The sequence below is a fragment of the Streptomyces sp. NPDC023481 genome, from assembly GCF_055560195.1.
The window spans coordinates 20,062-37,188 of record NZ_JBVHJE010000009.1 but is presented as its reverse complement, the minus strand read 5'-3'; the positions used below and the strand labels follow the sequence as shown (position 1 = coordinate 37,188).

The 17,127-nt window shown below is 70.9% G+C and carries 13 protein-coding genes; 5 read left to right on the top strand and 8 right to left on the bottom strand.

Translation table 11 applies throughout. The features are described 5' to 3' along the window. Nucleotides 1-35: 35 nt before the first annotated feature. The gene (locus tag ACZ3ZD_RS18990; RefSeq protein ID WP_467398517.1) at nt 36-1,127 is read left to right on the top strand and encodes a glycoside hydrolase family 43 protein; all 1,092 of its coding nucleotides are present in this window, start codon (nt 36-38) and stop codon (nt 1,125-1,127) included. Nucleotide 1,128: 1 nt separating this feature from the next. Continuing rightward, nucleotides 1,129-2,538, top strand: a complete 1,410-nt coding sequence (locus ACZ3ZD_RS18985; protein WP_467398998.1) for an RICIN domain-containing protein — start codon at nt 1,129-1,131, stop codon at nt 2,536-2,538. A gap of 7 nt (nt 2,539-2,545) precedes the next feature. Here the strand turns inward: ACZ3ZD_RS18985 and ACZ3ZD_RS18980 are convergent, their stop codons facing one another. Further along, nucleotides 2,546-4,225: a rhamnogalacturonan lyase B N-terminal domain-containing protein gene (locus tag ACZ3ZD_RS18980; RefSeq protein WP_467398515.1), complete on the bottom strand. Its 1,680-nt coding sequence runs from the start codon at nt 4,223-4,225 to the stop codon at nt 2,546-2,548. A 192-nt stretch (nt 4,226-4,417) separates the two neighbouring features. Here ACZ3ZD_RS18980 and ACZ3ZD_RS18975 point away from each other — a divergent pair, with 192 nt between their 5' ends. The 3 genes from ACZ3ZD_RS18975 (at nt 4,418) to ACZ3ZD_RS18965 (ending at nt 8,205) form a co-directional block, all read left to right on the top strand. Further along, complete coding sequence (locus ACZ3ZD_RS18975) at nt 4,418-5,458, top strand: rhamnogalacturonan acetylesterase (RefSeq protein ID WP_467398512.1); 1,041 nt, start codon at nt 4,418-4,420, stop codon at nt 5,456-5,458. A gap of 67 nt (nt 5,459-5,525) precedes the next feature. After that, nucleotides 5,526-7,256, top strand: coding sequence for a DUF2264 domain-containing protein (locus ACZ3ZD_RS18970; RefSeq protein WP_467398996.1), 1,731 nt, complete (start codon nt 5,526-5,528; stop codon nt 7,254-7,256). A 133-nt stretch (nt 7,257-7,389) separates the two neighbouring features. Beyond that, nucleotides 7,390-8,205: an isocitrate lyase/PEP mutase family protein gene (locus tag ACZ3ZD_RS18965; protein ID WP_467398511.1), complete on the top strand. Its 816-nt coding sequence runs from the start codon at nt 7,390-7,392 to the stop codon at nt 8,203-8,205. Here ACZ3ZD_RS18965 and ACZ3ZD_RS18960 read toward each other — a convergent pair. From ACZ3ZD_RS18960 to ACZ3ZD_RS18930, 7 genes are all read right to left on the bottom strand, one after another. Then, nucleotides 8,136-8,855 carry an alpha/beta fold hydrolase gene (locus ACZ3ZD_RS18960; RefSeq protein WP_467398509.1) on the bottom strand — a complete coding sequence of 240 codons (720 nt, stop codon included), beginning with the start codon at nt 8,853-8,855 and terminating at the stop codon, nt 8,136-8,138. The two genes, ACZ3ZD_RS18965 and ACZ3ZD_RS18960, sit on opposite strands and share 70 nt — an antisense overlap. Further along, complete coding sequence (locus tag ACZ3ZD_RS18955; protein ID WP_467398506.1) at nt 8,852-9,442, bottom strand: TetR-like C-terminal domain-containing protein; 591 nt, start codon at nt 9,440-9,442, stop codon at nt 8,852-8,854. Before ACZ3ZD_RS18955 ends, ACZ3ZD_RS18960 begins: the two co-directional genes overlap by 4 nt. A gap of 64 nt (nt 9,443-9,506) precedes the next feature. Then, nucleotides 9,507-10,823, bottom strand: a complete 1,317-nt coding sequence (locus tag ACZ3ZD_RS18950; protein ID WP_467398993.1) for a jacalin-like lectin — start codon at nt 10,821-10,823, stop codon at nt 9,507-9,509. Nucleotides 10,824-10,973: 150 nt separating this feature from the next. Continuing rightward, the gene (locus ACZ3ZD_RS18945; RefSeq protein ID WP_467398504.1) at nt 10,974-13,838 is read right to left on the bottom strand and encodes a glycoside hydrolase family 2 TIM barrel-domain containing protein; all 2,865 of its coding nucleotides are present in this window, start codon (nt 13,836-13,838) and stop codon (nt 10,974-10,976) included. 12 nt (nt 13,839-13,850) lie between these two features. Beyond that, the gene (locus tag ACZ3ZD_RS18940; RefSeq protein ID WP_467398502.1) at nt 13,851-14,717 is read right to left on the bottom strand and encodes a carbohydrate ABC transporter permease; all 867 of its coding nucleotides are present in this window, start codon (nt 14,715-14,717) and stop codon (nt 13,851-13,853) included. Further along, a complete protein-coding gene (locus ACZ3ZD_RS18935) occupies nt 14,714-15,676 on the bottom strand; it encodes a carbohydrate ABC transporter permease (protein WP_467398500.1) in 963 nt (320 codons plus the stop codon). Before ACZ3ZD_RS18935 ends, ACZ3ZD_RS18940 begins: the two co-directional genes overlap by 4 nt. Before the next feature lie 19 nt (nt 15,677-15,695). Then, nucleotides 15,696-16,958 (bottom strand): ABC transporter substrate-binding protein, encoded by a 1,263-nt coding sequence (locus ACZ3ZD_RS18930; RefSeq protein ID WP_467398499.1) that lies wholly within the window; start codon nt 16,956-16,958, stop codon nt 15,696-15,698. Nucleotides 16,959-17,127 lie beyond the last annotated feature (169 nt).

Below are 17,127 nucleotides of genomic sequence, written 5' to 3'. Positions count from 1 at the left end.
AAGGTACCGCTGTCCCCCACCGAGAGGCAGTCCGCATGAGCCGCGATCACGACCTGCCCGAAGCCCCCTCCCGTCGCCTGCTGCTGAAGGGTGCCGCAGCCGCCGGCGCCCTGGCCGCCACCTCCGCCACCTCCGCCACCTCCGCGTCCGCGTCCCCGTCCGCGCCCGGCAAGGCGGCCCCCTACAGGAACCCCCTCGTCGTCCAGCGCGCCGACCCGCACATCACCCGCCACACCGACGGCCTCTACTACTTCACGGCCACCGTCCCGGAGTACGACCGGATCGTCCTGCGCCGCGCCCGCACGCTGAACGGCCTTTCCACCGCCACCGAATCGGTGATCTGGCGGGCCCACACCACCGGCCCGATGAGCGCGCACATCTGGGCACCCGAGCTGCACCGGATCGGCGGCAAGTGGTACATCTACTTCGCCTCCGCCCCCGCCGAGGACGTGTGGGCCATCCGCATCTGGGTGCTGGAGAACGCGAACCCCGACCCGTTCAAGGGCACATGGGTCGAACGCGGCCGGATCAGGACCGCGTGGGAGACCTTCTCCCTCGACGCCACCACCTTCAACCACCACGGCACCCGCTACCTGGTCTGGGCCCAGCACGAACCCGGCATGGACAACAACACCGCGCTGTGGATCTCCAAGATGGCCAATCCCTGGACGCTGACCGGCCCCCAGGTGCGGCTGTCCACGCCCGAGTACGCGTGGGAGTGCGTCGGCTACAAGGTCAACGAGGGCCCGTACGTCCTGCAACGGGGCGGCCGGGTCTTCCTCACCTACTCGGCCAGCGCCACCGACTGGCACTACTGCATGGGCCTGCTCACCGCCGACGCCCACAACGACCTGCTGGACGCCCGGAGTTGGAGCAAGTCGCCCGTCCCGGTCTTCACCAGCAACGACACCACGAAGCAGTACGGCCCCGGGCACAGCTGCTTCACCGTCGCCGAGGACGGCCGTACCGACGTGCTCGTCTACCACGCCCGCCAGTACAAGGAGATCACCGGCGACCCGCTGAACGACCCCAACCGGCACACCCGCGTCCAGAGACTCGGCTGGAAGCCGGACGGCACCCCGGACTTCGGCGTCCCCGTGGCCGACACCGTGAAGGCGGGTGACTGAGATGAGACGCGCGTACGCCATCCTGCTCACCCTGTGCTGCGCCGTCGCAGCCGCCCTGGCGACGGCCGGCCCCGCCCAGGCGGCACCACGGACGACTGCCAACGGCGTACAGTTCACCGACACGTCGGGGAACCCCGTGCACGCGCACGGCGGCGGAGTCCTCAAAGTCGGCGCCTACTACTACTGGTTCGGCGAGGACCGCAACAGCGACAACACCTTCCGGTCGGTCGACGCCTACCGCTCCACCGACCTGAAGAGCTGGGAGTTCCGCGGCCGCGTCCTCACCCAGTCCTCGGCCGCCGAACTGGCCACCGCCTACATCGAACGCCCCAAGGTCATCTACAACGCGGCCACCGGCACGTTCGTCATGTGGATGCACAAGGAGAACGGCACCGACTACAGCGAGGCGCGCGCCGCCGTCGCCGTCTCCGACACCGTCGACGGCACCTACACCTACCGGGGCAGCTTCCGCCCGCTCGGTCAGTACATGTCCCGCGACCTCACCACGTACGTCGACACGGACGGCACCGCCTACATGGTCTCGGCGGCCAACGAGAACAACGACCTGCACATCTACCGGCTCACCGCCGACTACACCGGCATCGACAGCCTGCTCGCCAACCCCTGGCCCGGCGGCCACCGCGAAGCCCCCGCCCTGTTCAAGCGGGGCGGCGTGTACTTCATGCTCACTTCGGGAGCCACCGGCTGGAACCCCAACCAGCAGCAGTACGCCACCGCCACCTCCCTCGCCGGCCCCTGGACCTCCTGGACGAACGTCGGCGACTCCACCGCCTACGGCTCCCAGACCGCCTACGTCCTCCCGCTGCAGGGGAGTTCGGGAACCTCGTACCTCTACATGGGTGACCGCTGGGGCAACTCCTTCGGCGGCAAGGTCGACGACTCCCGTTACGTCTGGCTGCCGCTGGCCTTCCCGACCTCCACCTCGATGAGCATGTCGTGGTATCCGGAGGTCACCGTCGACACCGCCGCCGGTACCGTCACCGGCACCAGTGCCACCTACAACACGCTGATCGCCCGGCACAGCGCCAAGTGCGCCGACGTACCCGGCCAGTCCCTGTGGCAGGGCGTAGCGGTTAGCCAGTACACCTGCAACGGCGGCGCCAACCAGAAGTGGTGGTTCAAGGACCTCGGCAACGGCTACCACGCGCTGGTGGGCCGGGCCGGCTCCCTGTGCCTGCAGGAGAACGCGAGCACGGTCACGCAGGAGAACTGCACCGGCGGCGGTAATCAGCAGTGGTCGGTCGCCTCCGCCGGCTCGTACGTCACCCTCAGGGCCCGCACGAGCGGGAAGTGCCTGGACGTGTCCGGCGCCTCCACCGCCAACTCCGCGGCACTCATCACCTACGCCTGCAACGGAGGCAACAACCAGCAGTGGACTCGCGGTACATGACGTCGGATCAGGCGAGCAGGTCGATCGCGTCGATCGCCGTGCCCGCGCTGAGGTAGCCGGTCGTCCCCGAACCGCTCACCACATTGATCCGGAGCACGTTGTACTGGCCGGCGTCCGTGCGCCAGGCGCCGGCCGGGACGCTGTAGGTGAACGTGTGGTTGTTGCCCCGGTACGAGCCCACCGTCAGGGAGCGGGTGCTCGGCTGGGCCGGCGGGGCGGGGATCGCCGACGTCCAGCTGTCGTTGAGGGTGATCTGCGGCCGGCCGTTGGCGTAGGCCGTCGTCACGCCGATCCTCAGGGTGTGCGCGGCGGCGGCCTGTGCGGCGGTGAGCCGGAAGTAGACGAGCAGTCCGCTGTTGACGTCCTTCCACAGGTAGCACGGGAACGCGGATGTCTCCGTGCCGCTGCCGATCACCACGTTCCCGGTCCAGGAGGCGGCTCGGACGTCGGAGGGGTGGGCGTACGTCATCAGGTCCGCGTTCTTCAGGCCGCTCGGAGTGCCGTCCCAGTCGCCGATCCGCCAGATCGCGGTCGCGGTGGACGGGTCGTTGGACGACGGGATGGCGATCGTGTTCAGGGTGGTCGTCGCGCCCGCGGACACGGTCAACTGGGTGGTGTACACAGCCAGCTCGCCTTTGTAGACGGTCAGCGTGTATGCACCCGGCAGTACGCGGGACACCGAGAAGTACCCGTCCGAGGCGCGCGCCCCCGCCCAGTACTGCGCCGCCGCGTTGGCGAGCCCGACCGTGTACGCGTACGCCGTGTCCCGCCCGGTGATCCCGGCCCCGGCCACCCGCCCACGCCCGCTGTCCGGCACGTACCCGGCGATGCCCAGCGCGTCGGCCCACGGGGTGGTCAGCGTGCCGTGGTACAGGGCGGACGACGGTGCCCCGCCGTCCGTGAACGCGATGACGTACGGGCCCTGGAGGCCGTACCGCTCGTCCTCGGTCTGGTTCTCGCCGTAGTACAGGATCTCGTACAGCCCGCCGCCGTCGGCGCTCTGGTGGCGCAGCAGGGAGCGGTAGAAGGGGCCGCCGGAGGCCTTCTCGTGGTTGCTGCGGACGATCCACAGGCCGACGCTGCCGGTGGTCCAGCCGATGTGGTCGTAGTCGATGGTCCGGAGCTTGGAGTAGTGCTTGGAGCGGGTCTGCCCGTCGGACTTGGCGAACACGTCCGAGGCCTCGATGGTGCTGGTGGTGTAGGCGTAGGAGTCCGGCTGGTCGTTGGGGAAGAGGCCCGCCCGGACGCGCACGATGTAACGGGTCGCGCTGACCGAGGCGTCGGCCTTGTTGGTCCACAGGTAGACGTTGTTCTCGCCGCTGCGGGCGGCGTAGTAGTGGCGCAGTGTGCCGTGGGTGACCGAGATCAGGATGGTGGAGCCGGACCGGGCCACGGTCACCGTGGAGCTGCCGAGGCCGGACTCGATGTGCGAGTTCTTGCCGCCGTAGCCCTGGTACTCGGTGCCCTTGTAGACCAGGGACGTCAGGTCGCCGGTGGTCCTGCTGACCTTGAAGACCAGGCCGGCGCCGGTGTCGACGACGTAGTCGGAGCCGTCGTCGCTCCAGCCGAAGCCGGCGGCGGACGCGGCGGTGGCGAGCGGACCGGCGAGGGTGGCGGAACCGGCGGCGGCAGCGGCGCCGACGACGAACGCGCGGCGGGAGACCGCGCTGTCGGGGGATCCGGACATGGGGGGTGTCTCCTTCGTGGGGCCCGGGGCGTGCGGGTGACTGGCAGAGTGACAGTTGAATCGATTCCGCGAAAGGGCTTTCACCGGTGTGGAGTTGGTAGTGGTGGGAAATTCGGCCGAAGACTAGAAAGCGCTTGCCGAGAACGGTACGGTCTCGGGTCGGCCGAGGTTCGACCGACGGAGGAGCCGCGCATGAGACGTTTCACCGCCGCCCTGATGGTGCCGGCCGCCCTGGGTGCCGTACTGACGGCGGCCCCCGCCCAGGCCCACACGGGCCGGACACCCGGCATCGCCGACTGCACCGCCACCGCCTGCCACTTCGACGTCCCGCCAGGCACCTATGACGTGACCGTCCGGCTCGGCGGCGCCACCGCGTCCAGCACCCGCATCACCGGCGAGACCCGGCGCTCACTCCTGCCGGAGACGGCCGTGGCGGCCCACGAGCGCGTCACCCGGAACTTCACCGTCGACGTCCGCACCCCCGAGGGCGAACCGACCGGACCCGACGGAACTCCCGGCCTGGACCTGGCAGTCGGCGGCTCGGCACCCGCCCTCGCCGGCATCGAGGTCACCCCGGCCCGGCACGCCCGCCAGATCGTCCTCATCGGCGACTCCACCGTCTGCGACCAGCCCGCCGACCCCTACTCCGGCTGGGGCCAGCAGCTCCCGCAGTACCTGCGCAGGGGCCTGTCCGTCGCCAACTACGCCGACTCGGGCGAGAGTACGGTCAGCTATCTGCAGAATCCGCGGCTCTGGGCCGCCGTACGACCGCGGATCCGGCCCGGCGACCTCGTCCTCGTTCAACTCGCCCACAACGACAAGACCACCGACGAGGCGACCTACCGCGCCAACCTCGAAACCCTGGTGGCGGGCATCCGGGCCCGGGGCGGGCGGCCGGTGCTCGTCACCCCGATCGTGCGCCGCTGGTTCAACGCCGACGGCACGCTGAACAACGACACCGCCCTCCTCGTCAACGGACTCGGCGTCGACCATCCGGCCGTCATCCGCTCGGTCGCCGCCGCCGAGCGTGTCCCGCTGATCGACCTCACCGCGAAGACCAAGGCGCTGGTGGAGTCCCTCGGCGTGGAGGGCTCCAAGTCGCTCTACCTCTCCGACGAGAAGCGCGACAACACGCACACCTCCGCCCACGGCGCCACCCTGTACGCGGGGCTGGTTCGCGACGGGCTGCTCGCCCTGCGTCTGGTGCCCAAGGGCACGCTACGGGTGGGATGAACCCCCGGGCGCCCGGACCGGAAAGGGGGCGCCCCGGATCCCGCGAGGAAGGACAGCCACCGCCGTGATCGCACTGCCCGCCGACGACCGCGCGTCGAGCCCGTACACCGGATACACCCGCGCCCACTGGGAGGCCGCCGCCGACGCACTGCTCGCCGCCGTCGCGCCGTACGCCACCCCCGACCGCGCCCTCTACCACCTGCCCGGCGACCACACGAGCCACTCCGGCCGCCTCTCCGACGGGCTCGAAGGCTACGCCCGCACCCTGCTGCTGGCCGCGTTCCGCCGCGACGAGACCGCGCTCGGCCGGTACGCCGAGGGCCTCGCCGCCGGTCCGGGCGGGGTCTGGCCGCGGATCACGGACCGCGGCCAGCCGCTGGTCGAGGCCGCCTCGATCGCGCTCGCCCTGCGCCTGACCCGGCCGCTGCTGTGGGACCGCCTGGACGACGCGGTGCGCCAGCGGACCGCCGCCTGGCTGGCGGACGCGCTCACCGCCGAACCCTGGCCGTGCAACTGGGAACTGTTCCCCGTCACCGTCGGCGGCTTCCTCGCCGAGATCGGCCACCAGGAGGAGAGAGCGCGCAAGGCGATCGAGCGCGGGCTGATGCGGGTCGAGGGCTGGTATGTCGGCGACGGCTGGTACACGGACGGGCCGGGCCGGAAGTTCGACTACTACAACGGCTGGGCCATGCACCTGTACACCGTCCTCCACGCATGGTTGGCGGACGACAGTGAGCTGCTTTCCGTATACGGCCGACGGTTGTCCGCCCACCTCGCCGACTACGCCCGACTGTTCGGCGCCGACGGCGCCCCCCTGCGCCAGGGCCGCTCCCTCACCTACCGCTTCGCCACGACGGCCCCGCTCTGGCTCGGCGCCCTGACCGGACACACCCCCCTGCCCCCCGGCGAGACCCGCCGCCTGGCCTCGGGCGCGTTGCGGTACTTCCTCGACGGCGGCGCGGTCGACGAGCGGGGCCTGCTGCCGCTCGGCTGGCTCGGCCCCGACACGTCCCTGGTGCAGACGTACTCGGGCCCGGCCTCCCCGTACTGGGCGAGCAAGGGCTTCCTCGGTCTGCTGCTGTCGTCCGGGCACGAGGTGTGGACGGCACAGGAGGCCCCCGCCCCGGCCGACCGCGCGGACGCGACGCATCCCGTGCCCGCCCCCAACTGGCTGCTGCAGACGACCCGTTCCGACGGCCTCGTCCGGCTGCACAACCACGGCAGCGAGGACGTCCGCTACGACCCCCACTACACCCGGCTCGCCTACTCGACCGCCACCGCGCCCGTGCCGTCGTACGACAACAGCGTGTTCGTCGGCGGTGACGCGAGCCGTACGGAGATCGAGCCGCTCGGCACGGGGGAGGGGTGGATCGCCTCCCGGCACACCGTGCGCGACGGGATCACCGTGACCAGCCTGGTGGTGGTCCGGGGTGCCGTTGAGGTACGGGCCCATCTGGTGGCCGGCGCGGCACCCGGGACCCCGGTGCGGGTGACGGGCTGGCCGGCCGGGGACGCCGTACGGGCCGAACTCGTGCCGGTCGCCGGGCTGTCGGAAGAGGGGGCCGGGGTGACCGCGGACGGTGCGGGCACGCTGTTCGTGGCGCTCGCCCGGCTCACCGGGGAGCCGCATCCGCTGCCCCTGACCGAGCTGGTGTCCGTGGCGGTGCGGGAGCACGACGGCGCGGAGCCGGGCCACGAGGTGCGGGTGAGCTGGCCGGAGGGCAGGGCCGCCGTCTTCCGTTTCACGGCGCCGGGCGGACACACCGCGGGAGCCTCGTGGTCGGTGACGCCCGGGTGAGAGGGGGGCGGTTCGTCGGGTGCCGAAGCGTTCCGGGCCCAGGTCCCCTCTTCTGGATCGGGTCGGCTTGGGGTGGCGGTGCCTTTCCGCTGCGACGCAGGCAGGATCCGGAAGAGAGGGCTAGCGTGGCCGTATGACCGCAGCACCTGCCTCAGCCGCCTCCTTCGCCGGTCTCCACCACCGTCCGGGCGAGCCGCTGCTGCTCCCCAACGCCTGGGACCACGCCTCGGCCGCCGTCCTCGCCGCCCGGGGTTTTCCGGCGATCGCCACGACGAGCCTGGCGGTCGCGGCTGCCGTCGGCCTGCCCGACGGGGAGGCGGCGACCCGCGAGCACACCGTCCGTCTCGCCCTCACCCTCGGCTCCGAGCCGTACCTCCTCACCGTCGACGCCGAGAACGGATTCAGCGACGACGCGGACGAAGTCGCCGAACTGGCAGCTGAGTTGTGGACGGCCGGTGCCGTCGGTATCAACCTCGAGGACGGCCTGGGCCCGGTCGGCCGGCACGCGGCGAAGATCGCCGCGGTGAAGGCGGCCGTGCCCGGCCTGTTCGTCAACGCCCGTACGGACACGTACTGGTCGGGCGACGGCGACGAGAAGGAGACCCTGCGCCGCCTCGACGCCTACCAGGAAGCCGGCGCCGACGGGGTGTTCGTACCGGGCCTGACCGACCCCGGGCGCATCGCCACCCTCGTCCGGCACACCGCCGTCCCCCTCAACGTGCTGTACGCGCCGGCCGGGCCGACGGTCGACCAGCTCGCCGGCCTCGGTGTACACCGGATCAGCCTCGGTTCGCTGCTGTACCGGCGGGCGCTCGGCGCGGTCCTGGACGCCATGGCCGACATCGTGGCCGGACGCGCCCCGGGCGGCACGGCCCCGACCTACGCCGAGGTCCGCGCACTGGAACGCAGCAGCGTCCCCGCGAGGACGTCGGCGAACTCCACGGGGTGATCCAGGGCGCCGAGATGACCGCCCGGGAACTCGGCGAAGGCGCACCCGAGACGCTCGGCGAGGAACTCGGCCGTACGGTACAGGAGTTCACCGCGCGAGCCGGTCCCGGCGGCGAGCGTGAGCCGCCCCGGGGGCGGGGACGCGGTGGGCGCGTAAGCGGTGAACGGGCGCAGTACCCGGGCCAGGAACACACCCATAGGCGTGGCCGACTCGCCCTCCGCAGGCGGTCGTTCGGGCCCGTCCAGCTGCTCGATCAGCTCGGCCCGCCGGGCCGCACCGTCCGGCAGGACCGTCATGCACGGCGGCTCGTGCGCGACCACGTGCGCCAGCCGGTCGGGACACCGGGCCAGCAGGTCCAGGACCGCGATGCCACCCGCGCTGGTGCCGCACGCGTACGCCGACTCGCCGGCCGGCAGCACCTCTTCCAGCACGCGCCGCGCGCCCTCGCTCCAGTCCGCGACCCGCTGCTCGGCGACCGGCCGGCCGAGCCGGCCGTGCGCGAGGCCCAGCGGGTCGTACGTCACCACGGTGAAGCGCGTGGCCAGCCGCTCGGTGTGCGGCCCGAGGCCCATCGGATGCCCGGCGCCGCCCGGCACCAGCAGCAGTACGGGACCCCGGCCCGTGACGTCGTAGTACGGCATGCCGGTCATCGTTCCTCGTCGTTCCCGGTCTCCCGCGGCCAGTGTTCGAGGGCGAGGTGCAGGGCGTCGACCGCCTTGTCCCAGGAGGCCCCCACCTCCCGGTCCGCGCCGAAGCCGCCCGCGCTCTCCAGGACGCAGTAGCCGTGGAAGGTGCTGCGCAGCAGGCGCACCGCGTCCGTCAGGTCCGGTTCCTCCAGGGCGTACGCGCGCAGCATGCCGTAGGTGATCTGCGCGGTGCGGCGCAGTGCGGGGGAGTCGGCGATCAGGGCCTGGTCGATACGGATCTGGGTGGCCGCGTACCGGCCGGGGTGGCGCAGGGCGTAGTCGCGGTACGCACCGGCGTACGCCGTCAGTGCCTCCTTGCCGGCCCGGCCGGCCACGGCCGCGGCGATGGTGTCGATCAGCTCGCCGCCCGCGTACAGCGCCAGCCGGGTGCGCAGGTCCTGGAGGTTGCGGACGTGCGAGTACAGGCTCGCGTCCCTGACGTCGAAGCGGCGGGCCAGCGCGGAGAGGCTGACCTGGTCGAACCCGACCTCGTCCGCCAACTCCGCGGCGGCCGCGACCACCCGCTCCGCGCTCAGTCCCACCCGGGCCATCCGCCCACCTCCCTTGGGTATCCAGGAACAAGCCTAGAGCATCTAGGGAAGGCGGGTGTGTGCATCACCCGATGGGCGCGTACAGCACCCCCAGCTTGTCGATCTCGGTGCCCGCGCGGCCGGAGAAGCCGACGATCTGCCAGCCGGTGGGCGCCGTGAAGGTGGTGGTGTCAGCGGTCGGCGTGCCCGCCGCGAGCATCCTGCCCCGGTCGGTGGTGAACGCCGCCGAGAAGATCCGGGTACGGCCGTCCTTCTGGCCCTCGGTGAGTTTCACCGAGGTCAGGTGCTCCCCGGTGGCCAGGGTGAGGGAGGTGGGCGTACCGCCCGTGCCGCCGTGACCGAGGACCGTGCCGCCGTCGTGGGTGAGGGATACGCCGTCCAGGCGGGCGTCGCCGCGCAGGGTGAGGGTGCGCGGGGCGGGCACGGCCGGCAGGTCGTCGGCGTCGGTGAAGGCGGTGCCGTGCGGGCCGCCGAAGAAGTCGCTCGCCCGGAGCTTCGGGCTCAGGGTGTAGGAGAAGTCGACGGTGTGCGGGAAGTGGTCGGAGAGGTTGCCGTCGGCCGGGTCCAGGAACTTCGCCCACTCGTCGTGGTAGCGGGTCGCCGCCAGGGAGACGAGGTCGCTGCCGCGGTAGAGGACCTTGTCGACCACCTCGCAGTCGTCGGAGGGCGCCGATGTCGGGCACAGCAGCGGATCGGCGCCCTGCGTGGGGGCCGTACCGCCCTTGACCAGCCGCACCCAGGCGTCGGTCAGGCCGTTGCCGTCGACGAGGGTGCGGATGTTGTCGCCGGCGCGGGTGTACCGGGTGTTGGTGTCACCCATCACGATCACGGCGTTGCCCGCCGAGTTGGCCTGGATGAACGCCGACAGTTGCGCGATGTTGGCGCGGCGGGCGGCCAGGGCGTCGTCGGTGTCGTCGGCGTTGGGGTGCAGGTTGTACAGGTCGACGTAGACGCCTTCGGCGAGCCGCATCCGGGCCAGGGTGAAGCCCTTGGGTGTCAGGCAGTTGGTGCCGGTGCAGTCCTTCCACTTCACCCGCTCGAAGTCCTCGAAGGGGTAGGCCGACAGGGTGTTGAGGCCGTCGCCGACGCCCGCGCCGCCGCTGGTGGCGGTGCGGTAGGGGTGGTTGTCGCCGGCGTAGAGGGCCGCGTGGTAGTTGAAGTCCTCCTGGACGTTGATGATGTCGTAGCCCGCCAACCGGGGTGAGATCAGGGGCGTGTTGGTGGCCGGATGGCTGGAGCTGAGGCCTTCCGGCAGCCCGGCCACGTTGTACGTCAAGACACTGAAGCTCCCTGAACCGGCGGCGTGCGCGGTACCGGCGGTGGCGGTGAGCCCCGACACGGTCAGCAGGCCGGCGGCGAGAGCGCCGAGGAGTCGTCCCATGGGTCGCATGGCGACCATGTTCACGTCAAACGAATGGGTTGAGAAGACGGTTGGGAAAACGCTTGCATGAACAAGGGGGGATCAGCGCCCGACGCGGCCGCGGCCGACCCGGGGGAGGGTCGGCCGCGGCCGGTTTCGAGGCTGCGCCGGTCATCCGGTCGGCGAGAAGACGAACGAGAACTCCGCCGGTTCGGCCCGCAGGTGGTACCGGGGGAGCGGGGCCGGGCCGCAGGACTGGGAACCGATGCCGTGCTGGCCGTGGTCCAGATTGACCCAGACCGTGTCACCGGGCACCAGGTCGCTGCGGTGGGTGGCGGCGTCCAGCTGCTCGGTGGTCCAGCGCCGGGCGGTGAGCGAGAACACCGGATCGCCCTCGATGCGCAGCCCGCCCAGTTCCGCCCAGCGGACGTCGGCGCGGGCGCCGTTCTCCTGGGGGCGGACGTACGGCGTCTGCAGATCGTCCACGGTCGACTGCCATCTGCCCACCGCAGACGCCGTCCTGGTGTCCGGATACGCTTCGCCCGGGCCACCGCCGTACCACTGCACACGGTCGACTGCGGGCAGTCCGAAGCGGATGCCGAGGCGGGGGAGCGGGACGGTCCAGTCGCCGTCCGGGACGGTGTGCACGGTCAACCGGACACTGTCTCCGTCCGACGTCCAGCGGTATACCGTCGACAGTCCCAGCTCCCGGGCGGCCGGCGCCACCCGTGTGCGGACCGTCAGCGCGTCCTCGCCCACATCGACGGCGTCCAGGCGGTGCCGCATCCGGTGCAGGCCGAGCCCCCGCCACAGCAGCCCGTACCGCAGGTCGCTCTGCCAGGCGGCGCCGTCGTCGTTGTCGGTGGTGGCCCGCCACACGTCGAGCCGGAGACCGGTCACCGGTACCCCGCCGATCGTCCGCAGCGCCCCGGTCCGGGCGTCGAACACCGCCGGGCCGAGCGTGACCACCCCGTCGCCCGGCGCCGGGCGGGCGGTCGCGGCGACCTGCGGCACCCGGCGCGCCGACACCGGGATCTGGCCCCAGGCGACGACATGGTTCCGCGGTGCCCACGGGGCGTCGGAGGCGAGGGCCGCGCGGATGGTCCAGTGGGCCTCGCCGGGGGGTGCCCCGGCCGGTGCGGCGGGCAGCTTGACCTCGGCGGACTCGCCGGGCGCCAGCGGGGGCACCGGCAGGGTGCCCAGGTCCACGGTCTCGCCCTCGACGTCGTACGACCACGAGAACGCGAGCGCCGACAGGTCCGAGAAGTCGTACCGGTTGGTGATCCGGACCGTGCCGGCCGCGCTGTCCGTGCCGTCCGCCGTGATGGTGACCGGCTCGATCACCTTCTTGTACTCCAGCAGGCCGGGGGAGGGGCGCCGGTCCGGGAACAGCAGGCCGTCGCAGACGAAGTTGCCGTCGTGCAGCTCCTCGCCGAAGTCGCCGCCGTAGGCGTAGCCAAGGTCCGGGTGGGCGATGCCGTGGTCGATCCATTCCCAGACGAAGGCGCCCTGGAGCCGGTCGTGGGCCTCGAACAGGCGTTGGTAGTCGGCGAGTCCGCCGGGGCCGTTGCCCATGGCGTGCGCGTACTCGCAGAGGATGAACGGCAGTTCGCGGCGCCGGTGCGGGCCGCCGTCCAGACCCCGGCCGATCCGCTCGACCTCGGCGTGGTCCGCGTACATCCGGGAATAGACGTCGGTGTCACGGCAGTCGAGGTCGCCCTCGTAGTGGACCAGCCGGGAGGCGTCCCGGCCGTGGATCCACTCGGCCATCGCGGTCAGCCCCCGGCCGGTGCCCGCCTCGTTGCCGAGCGACCAGATCACCACCGACGGGTGGTTCTTGTCCCGCTCGACCATCCGGGCCGCCCGGTCGAGCAGGGCCGGGGTCCAGCGGTCGTCGTCGACGGGGTTGTCCCGCCAGCCCTGCTCGGTGAAGCCGTGCGTCTCCAGGTCGCACTCGTCGATCACCCACAGGCCGTACTCGTCGCACAGGTCGAGGAAGGCGGGGTGCGGCGGGTAGTGGGAGGTGCGCACGGCGTTGATGTTGTGCCGCTTCATCAGCAGCACGTCCTCGCGCATCGTCTCGACGTCCAGGGCGCGGCCCCGCTCCGGGTGCCACTCGTGCCGGTTGACGCCCTTGAAGAGCAGCGGGCGGCCGTTCACCTTGATCAGGCCGTCGGACAGCTCCACCGTGCGGAAGCCGACGCGCAGCGGCACCCGCTCGCCCGCGGTCGCCAGCACACCGTCGTACAGCCGCGGTGACTCCGCCGTCCACGGCTCGACCGGGACGGTCACCGGCTCGCCGGTGGCGACGTCGATGCCGAGGTCCGGGACCGTGACCCGGCCCGCCACGTCGGAGTCGACGCGGAGGGTGCCGGTGGCGGACACGTGGTCGTACGAGGCGTGCACGAAGAAGTCCCGGACGCTGCCCGCGGGGCGGTGCAGCAGGGTGACGTCCCGGAAGATGCCCGGCAGCCACCACTGGTCCTGGTCCTCCAGGTACGAGCCCGCCGACCACTGGTGGACGCGGACCGCCAGCACGTTGTCGACGGGCTTCAGCAGATGGCCGACCGTGAACTCGTGCGGCAGCCGCGAGCCCTTGAACTCGCCGATTTCGGTGCCGTTCAGCCAGATCCGGGCGCACGACTCCACACCGTCGAAGCGCAGCACGGCGGCACCGTCGGCCGGCCAGTCGGCGGGCAGGTCGAAGACGCGCAGATGGTCACCGGTCGGATTCTCGGTCGGCACCCGGGGCGGGTCGACCGGGAACGGGTAGAGGTGGTTGGTGTAGATGGGGGAGCCGTGGCCCTGGAGCACCCAGTGGCCGGGGACCGTGATCTGCGCCCAGTCACCGGCGTCGTACCCCCGCGCGGCGAAGGAGTCGTCCTCGGCGTCGGCCGTGTCCGACAGCCGGAAGCGCCAGCTGCCGTTGAGGGAGAGGGACGTGGCGTCGGAGGACGCGTACCAGGCGCGGGGTGGCAGCGCCCCGGTGCCCGGTGAGACGTCCTCGACGTAGGCGGTGGTCGTGCGCAAAGACATCGGTCTCCTAGCTCAGCCCTTGATGCCGGTCTGCGCGATCCCCTGCACTAGCCAGCGCTGGAGGAAGAGGAACACGAACAGCAGGGGCAGGATCGAGATGGCGGTGGCCATGAAGATCAGGTGGTAGTTGACGGTCTGGTTGGTCATGTACGACGACAGGGCGACCTGGACGGTCCAGGCGCTCGGGTCCTGGCCGATGACCAGCGGCCACAGGAAGGCGTTCCAGCCGTTGATGAAGGTGATCGTGGCGATCGCCGCGAAGAAGTTCAGCGAGTTCGGCACCACGACACGCCAGTACGCGCCCCAGTAGCCGAGCCCGTCCACGCGCGCCGCCTCCTCCAGTTCCTTCGGGAACCCGAGGAAGTACTGCCGGAACAGGAAGCAGGTGAAACCACTGAAGAGCCCCGGGACGATCAGGCCCCGGTAGCTGTCCACCCAGCCGAGGGACGACACCAGCACGAAGCTGGGGACGAACGTGACCGCCGCCGGCACCATCAGGGTCACCAGGACGCCGTAGAAGATCTTGTCGGCGTGCCGGTAGGGGATGCGGGCGAGGGCGTATCCGGCCAGCGAGCAGACGAACAGCGTGCCGACGGTGTGCAGGATCCCGACGACCAGCGAGTTCACCATCGACCGGCCGAAGTCGACCGTCGGGTCCTCGAAGGGCTCGGTGATGTTGGACCACTGGATGTGCGTCGGGAAGAACTTCCAGTTCTCGCCGGTGATCTCCGGGTCGGTGGACAGGGCGTTGCGGATCAGCAGGTAGAAGGGGACGAGGAAGAGGAGCGCGGCGACACTGGTGGCGATGTACAGGCCGGTGGAGTTCATCACCCCGCCGCGCCGGGCGCGCTTGCGGACCTCGGGTGCGGTCGTGGTCACTTGGACTCCTCACCCCTTCCGAAGCCCATGATCTTCCCCTGGAACAGGGTGACGACGCAGATCAGCACGGTCAGCACCACGGCTCCGGCGCTGCCCTTGCCGTAGTTCTGGTCCTGGCCGAGGGCGGTGTAGTACAGCTCGACCAGCGGTGGCCGGCCCCAGGTGGTCTTGGACAGCAGGTTGAAGAACTCGTCGAAGGCCTGGTAGGCCGCCACGAGCAGCAGCAGGATCACGGCCGTGGAGGTGGCCCGCAGTTGCGGCAGCGTGATGTACCGGAAGGTCTGCCAGCCGCGCTTGGCGCCGTCGATGGCGGCGGCCTCGTACAGCTCCTGCGGGATGTTCTGCAGCGCGGCCAGGAACAGGATCATGTAGAAACCGGACTGCAGCCACAGGCGGGCGGTGATGATGACCAGCCAGTACCAGGGCGGGTCGGGGTTGGCGAGCCAGGCGACGTTGTCGACGCCGAACAGGCCGAGCACCGTGTTGGCCAGGCCGAACCGCACGCCGTTGAAGAGGGACATCTTCCAGACCAGCGAGGCGGCGACATAGCTGCAGGCGGTCGGCAGGAAGAACACCGACCGGTAGAACGCCCGCATGAAACGCAGCCGGTTCACCAGCAGGGCGAGGCCCAGGGAGACCGCCCAGGTGGTGGGCACGATGAAGGCGGCGAAGACGGTGAAGGTGCCCAGCGAGCCCATGAACCCGCTGTCGGAGAGGATCTCGCGGTAGTTGCCGAGTCCGACGAACTCGCTGGGCGTGACCGTGAAGCGGGCCTCGAAGAAGCTGAGGTAGAGGCTCCAGCCGATCGGCACGTACACGAAGACGATCAGCCCGATCAGGAACGGGCTGGTGAAGAGCCAGAAGTTGAGGGTGCGGCTGCCGCGCAGCCGCCGCGGCGGCCGGGTCCCGGCGGCCTCGGCCGGGGCGGGGCTCGCGACCTGTGTGGTGGTGGTCGTCATGTCGTGATCCGCCGGCGGCCTATCCGAACAGCTTCTTCAGCTCGGCGTTGACCGTCTTGTCGCACCTGTCGAGCGCGGCCTCCGGGTCACCGTCCTTGCGGACGCAGTCGGCGAACAGGTCTTCCGTGGCGGTGATCATCGCCTGGGTCCAGCCGATGTTGTCGAAGTGCCCGTACTCGGTGAACATCTTCACGCCCTCGGCCGGCAGGCCCGACTTCAGCTTGCTCGCCGACCGCGCGATGGAGGCGCGCGGCGGGATGTGGAAGCCGTAGGAGGTCGCCCAGTCCTCCTGGTACTTCTTCTGGTCGATCCACAGCCACTTGACGTACTCCTTGGCCGCTTCGACGTTCTTGGTCTTGGCGTTGACGAACACCGACCAACCGCCGTTGTAGACGGACGGCTTGCCCCCGTCGCCGACCTTGGGGAACGGCATGATGCCGAGGTCGTCGCCGAGGGCCTGCTGGAACTGCGGCATGGCCCACATGCCGCAGAACTGGATCGCGCACAGGCCCTGGTTGAGGGCGGACGGGTCCCAGAAGTCGGCCGGGGCGTCCAGCAGCAGGTCGCCGCTGGTGAACAGCTTCCGCAGCTGCTTCAGGCCCGCGACCACGCCGTCCGTGTGGTAGGCGATCTCGTTCTTGGCGTTCAGGGTGTCGGCGCCGGCCGACCAGATCAGCGGGTTGATCACCGCGTGCAGGTCGTTGCCGAGGAACAGGCCCTTGACCTTGCTCGTGGTCAGCTTGGCGGCGGCCTCGATCAGCTCGTCCAGCGTCTGCGGGGGCTCCACGCCCGCCTTCTCCAGCAGCGACTTGCGGTAGAAGAAGAGCTGCGGGTCGTCGAGCATCCGGACGCCGTAGATCTTGCCGTCGACCGTGTGGGAGTGGATGTCGGCCTGGTTGAAGTCGTCATTGACCGGCTCGATGATGTCGGTCAGGTCGGCCACCTGCCCGCTCCTGACGAGCTGGATCTGCGGGTGGAACTCGAACAGGTCCGGCGCCTGGTCGGTCAGCAGGGACGCGAACAGCTTGCTCTCGTAGTTCGATCCCGTGATCCACTGCGTGGACACGTTCGCCTTCGTGTACGCCTTCGCGTACCGCTTGATCGCCTGCTCGGTGCCCGCCTCGCCGTACGCGTGGAAGTACTGCACGAGCTGCCTGCCCGCACCGGAGCCGCCGCCCCGGCCGTTGTTGCCGCCGCATGCGGCGAGCGAGCCCGCGGCGGCGAGGCCCGCGGCGGCCCGGAGTATCGAACGGCGGTCCCAGGTGCTGCTCTGTGCCGACATGCTGACGTCCTTGTCTGTCGTGTCTGCCGTGTGTGACGTGGCTGTTCGGGTACGACTGCGGCTCCCGCGCCCGGCGGCCGGGGGAGGACCCGCAGGGGCGCGTGGTGCGGGACGCTAACCTTCGGCTAAGGCTTCGGCAAGGGATTGGACGAAGTGCGTACGAGTTGTT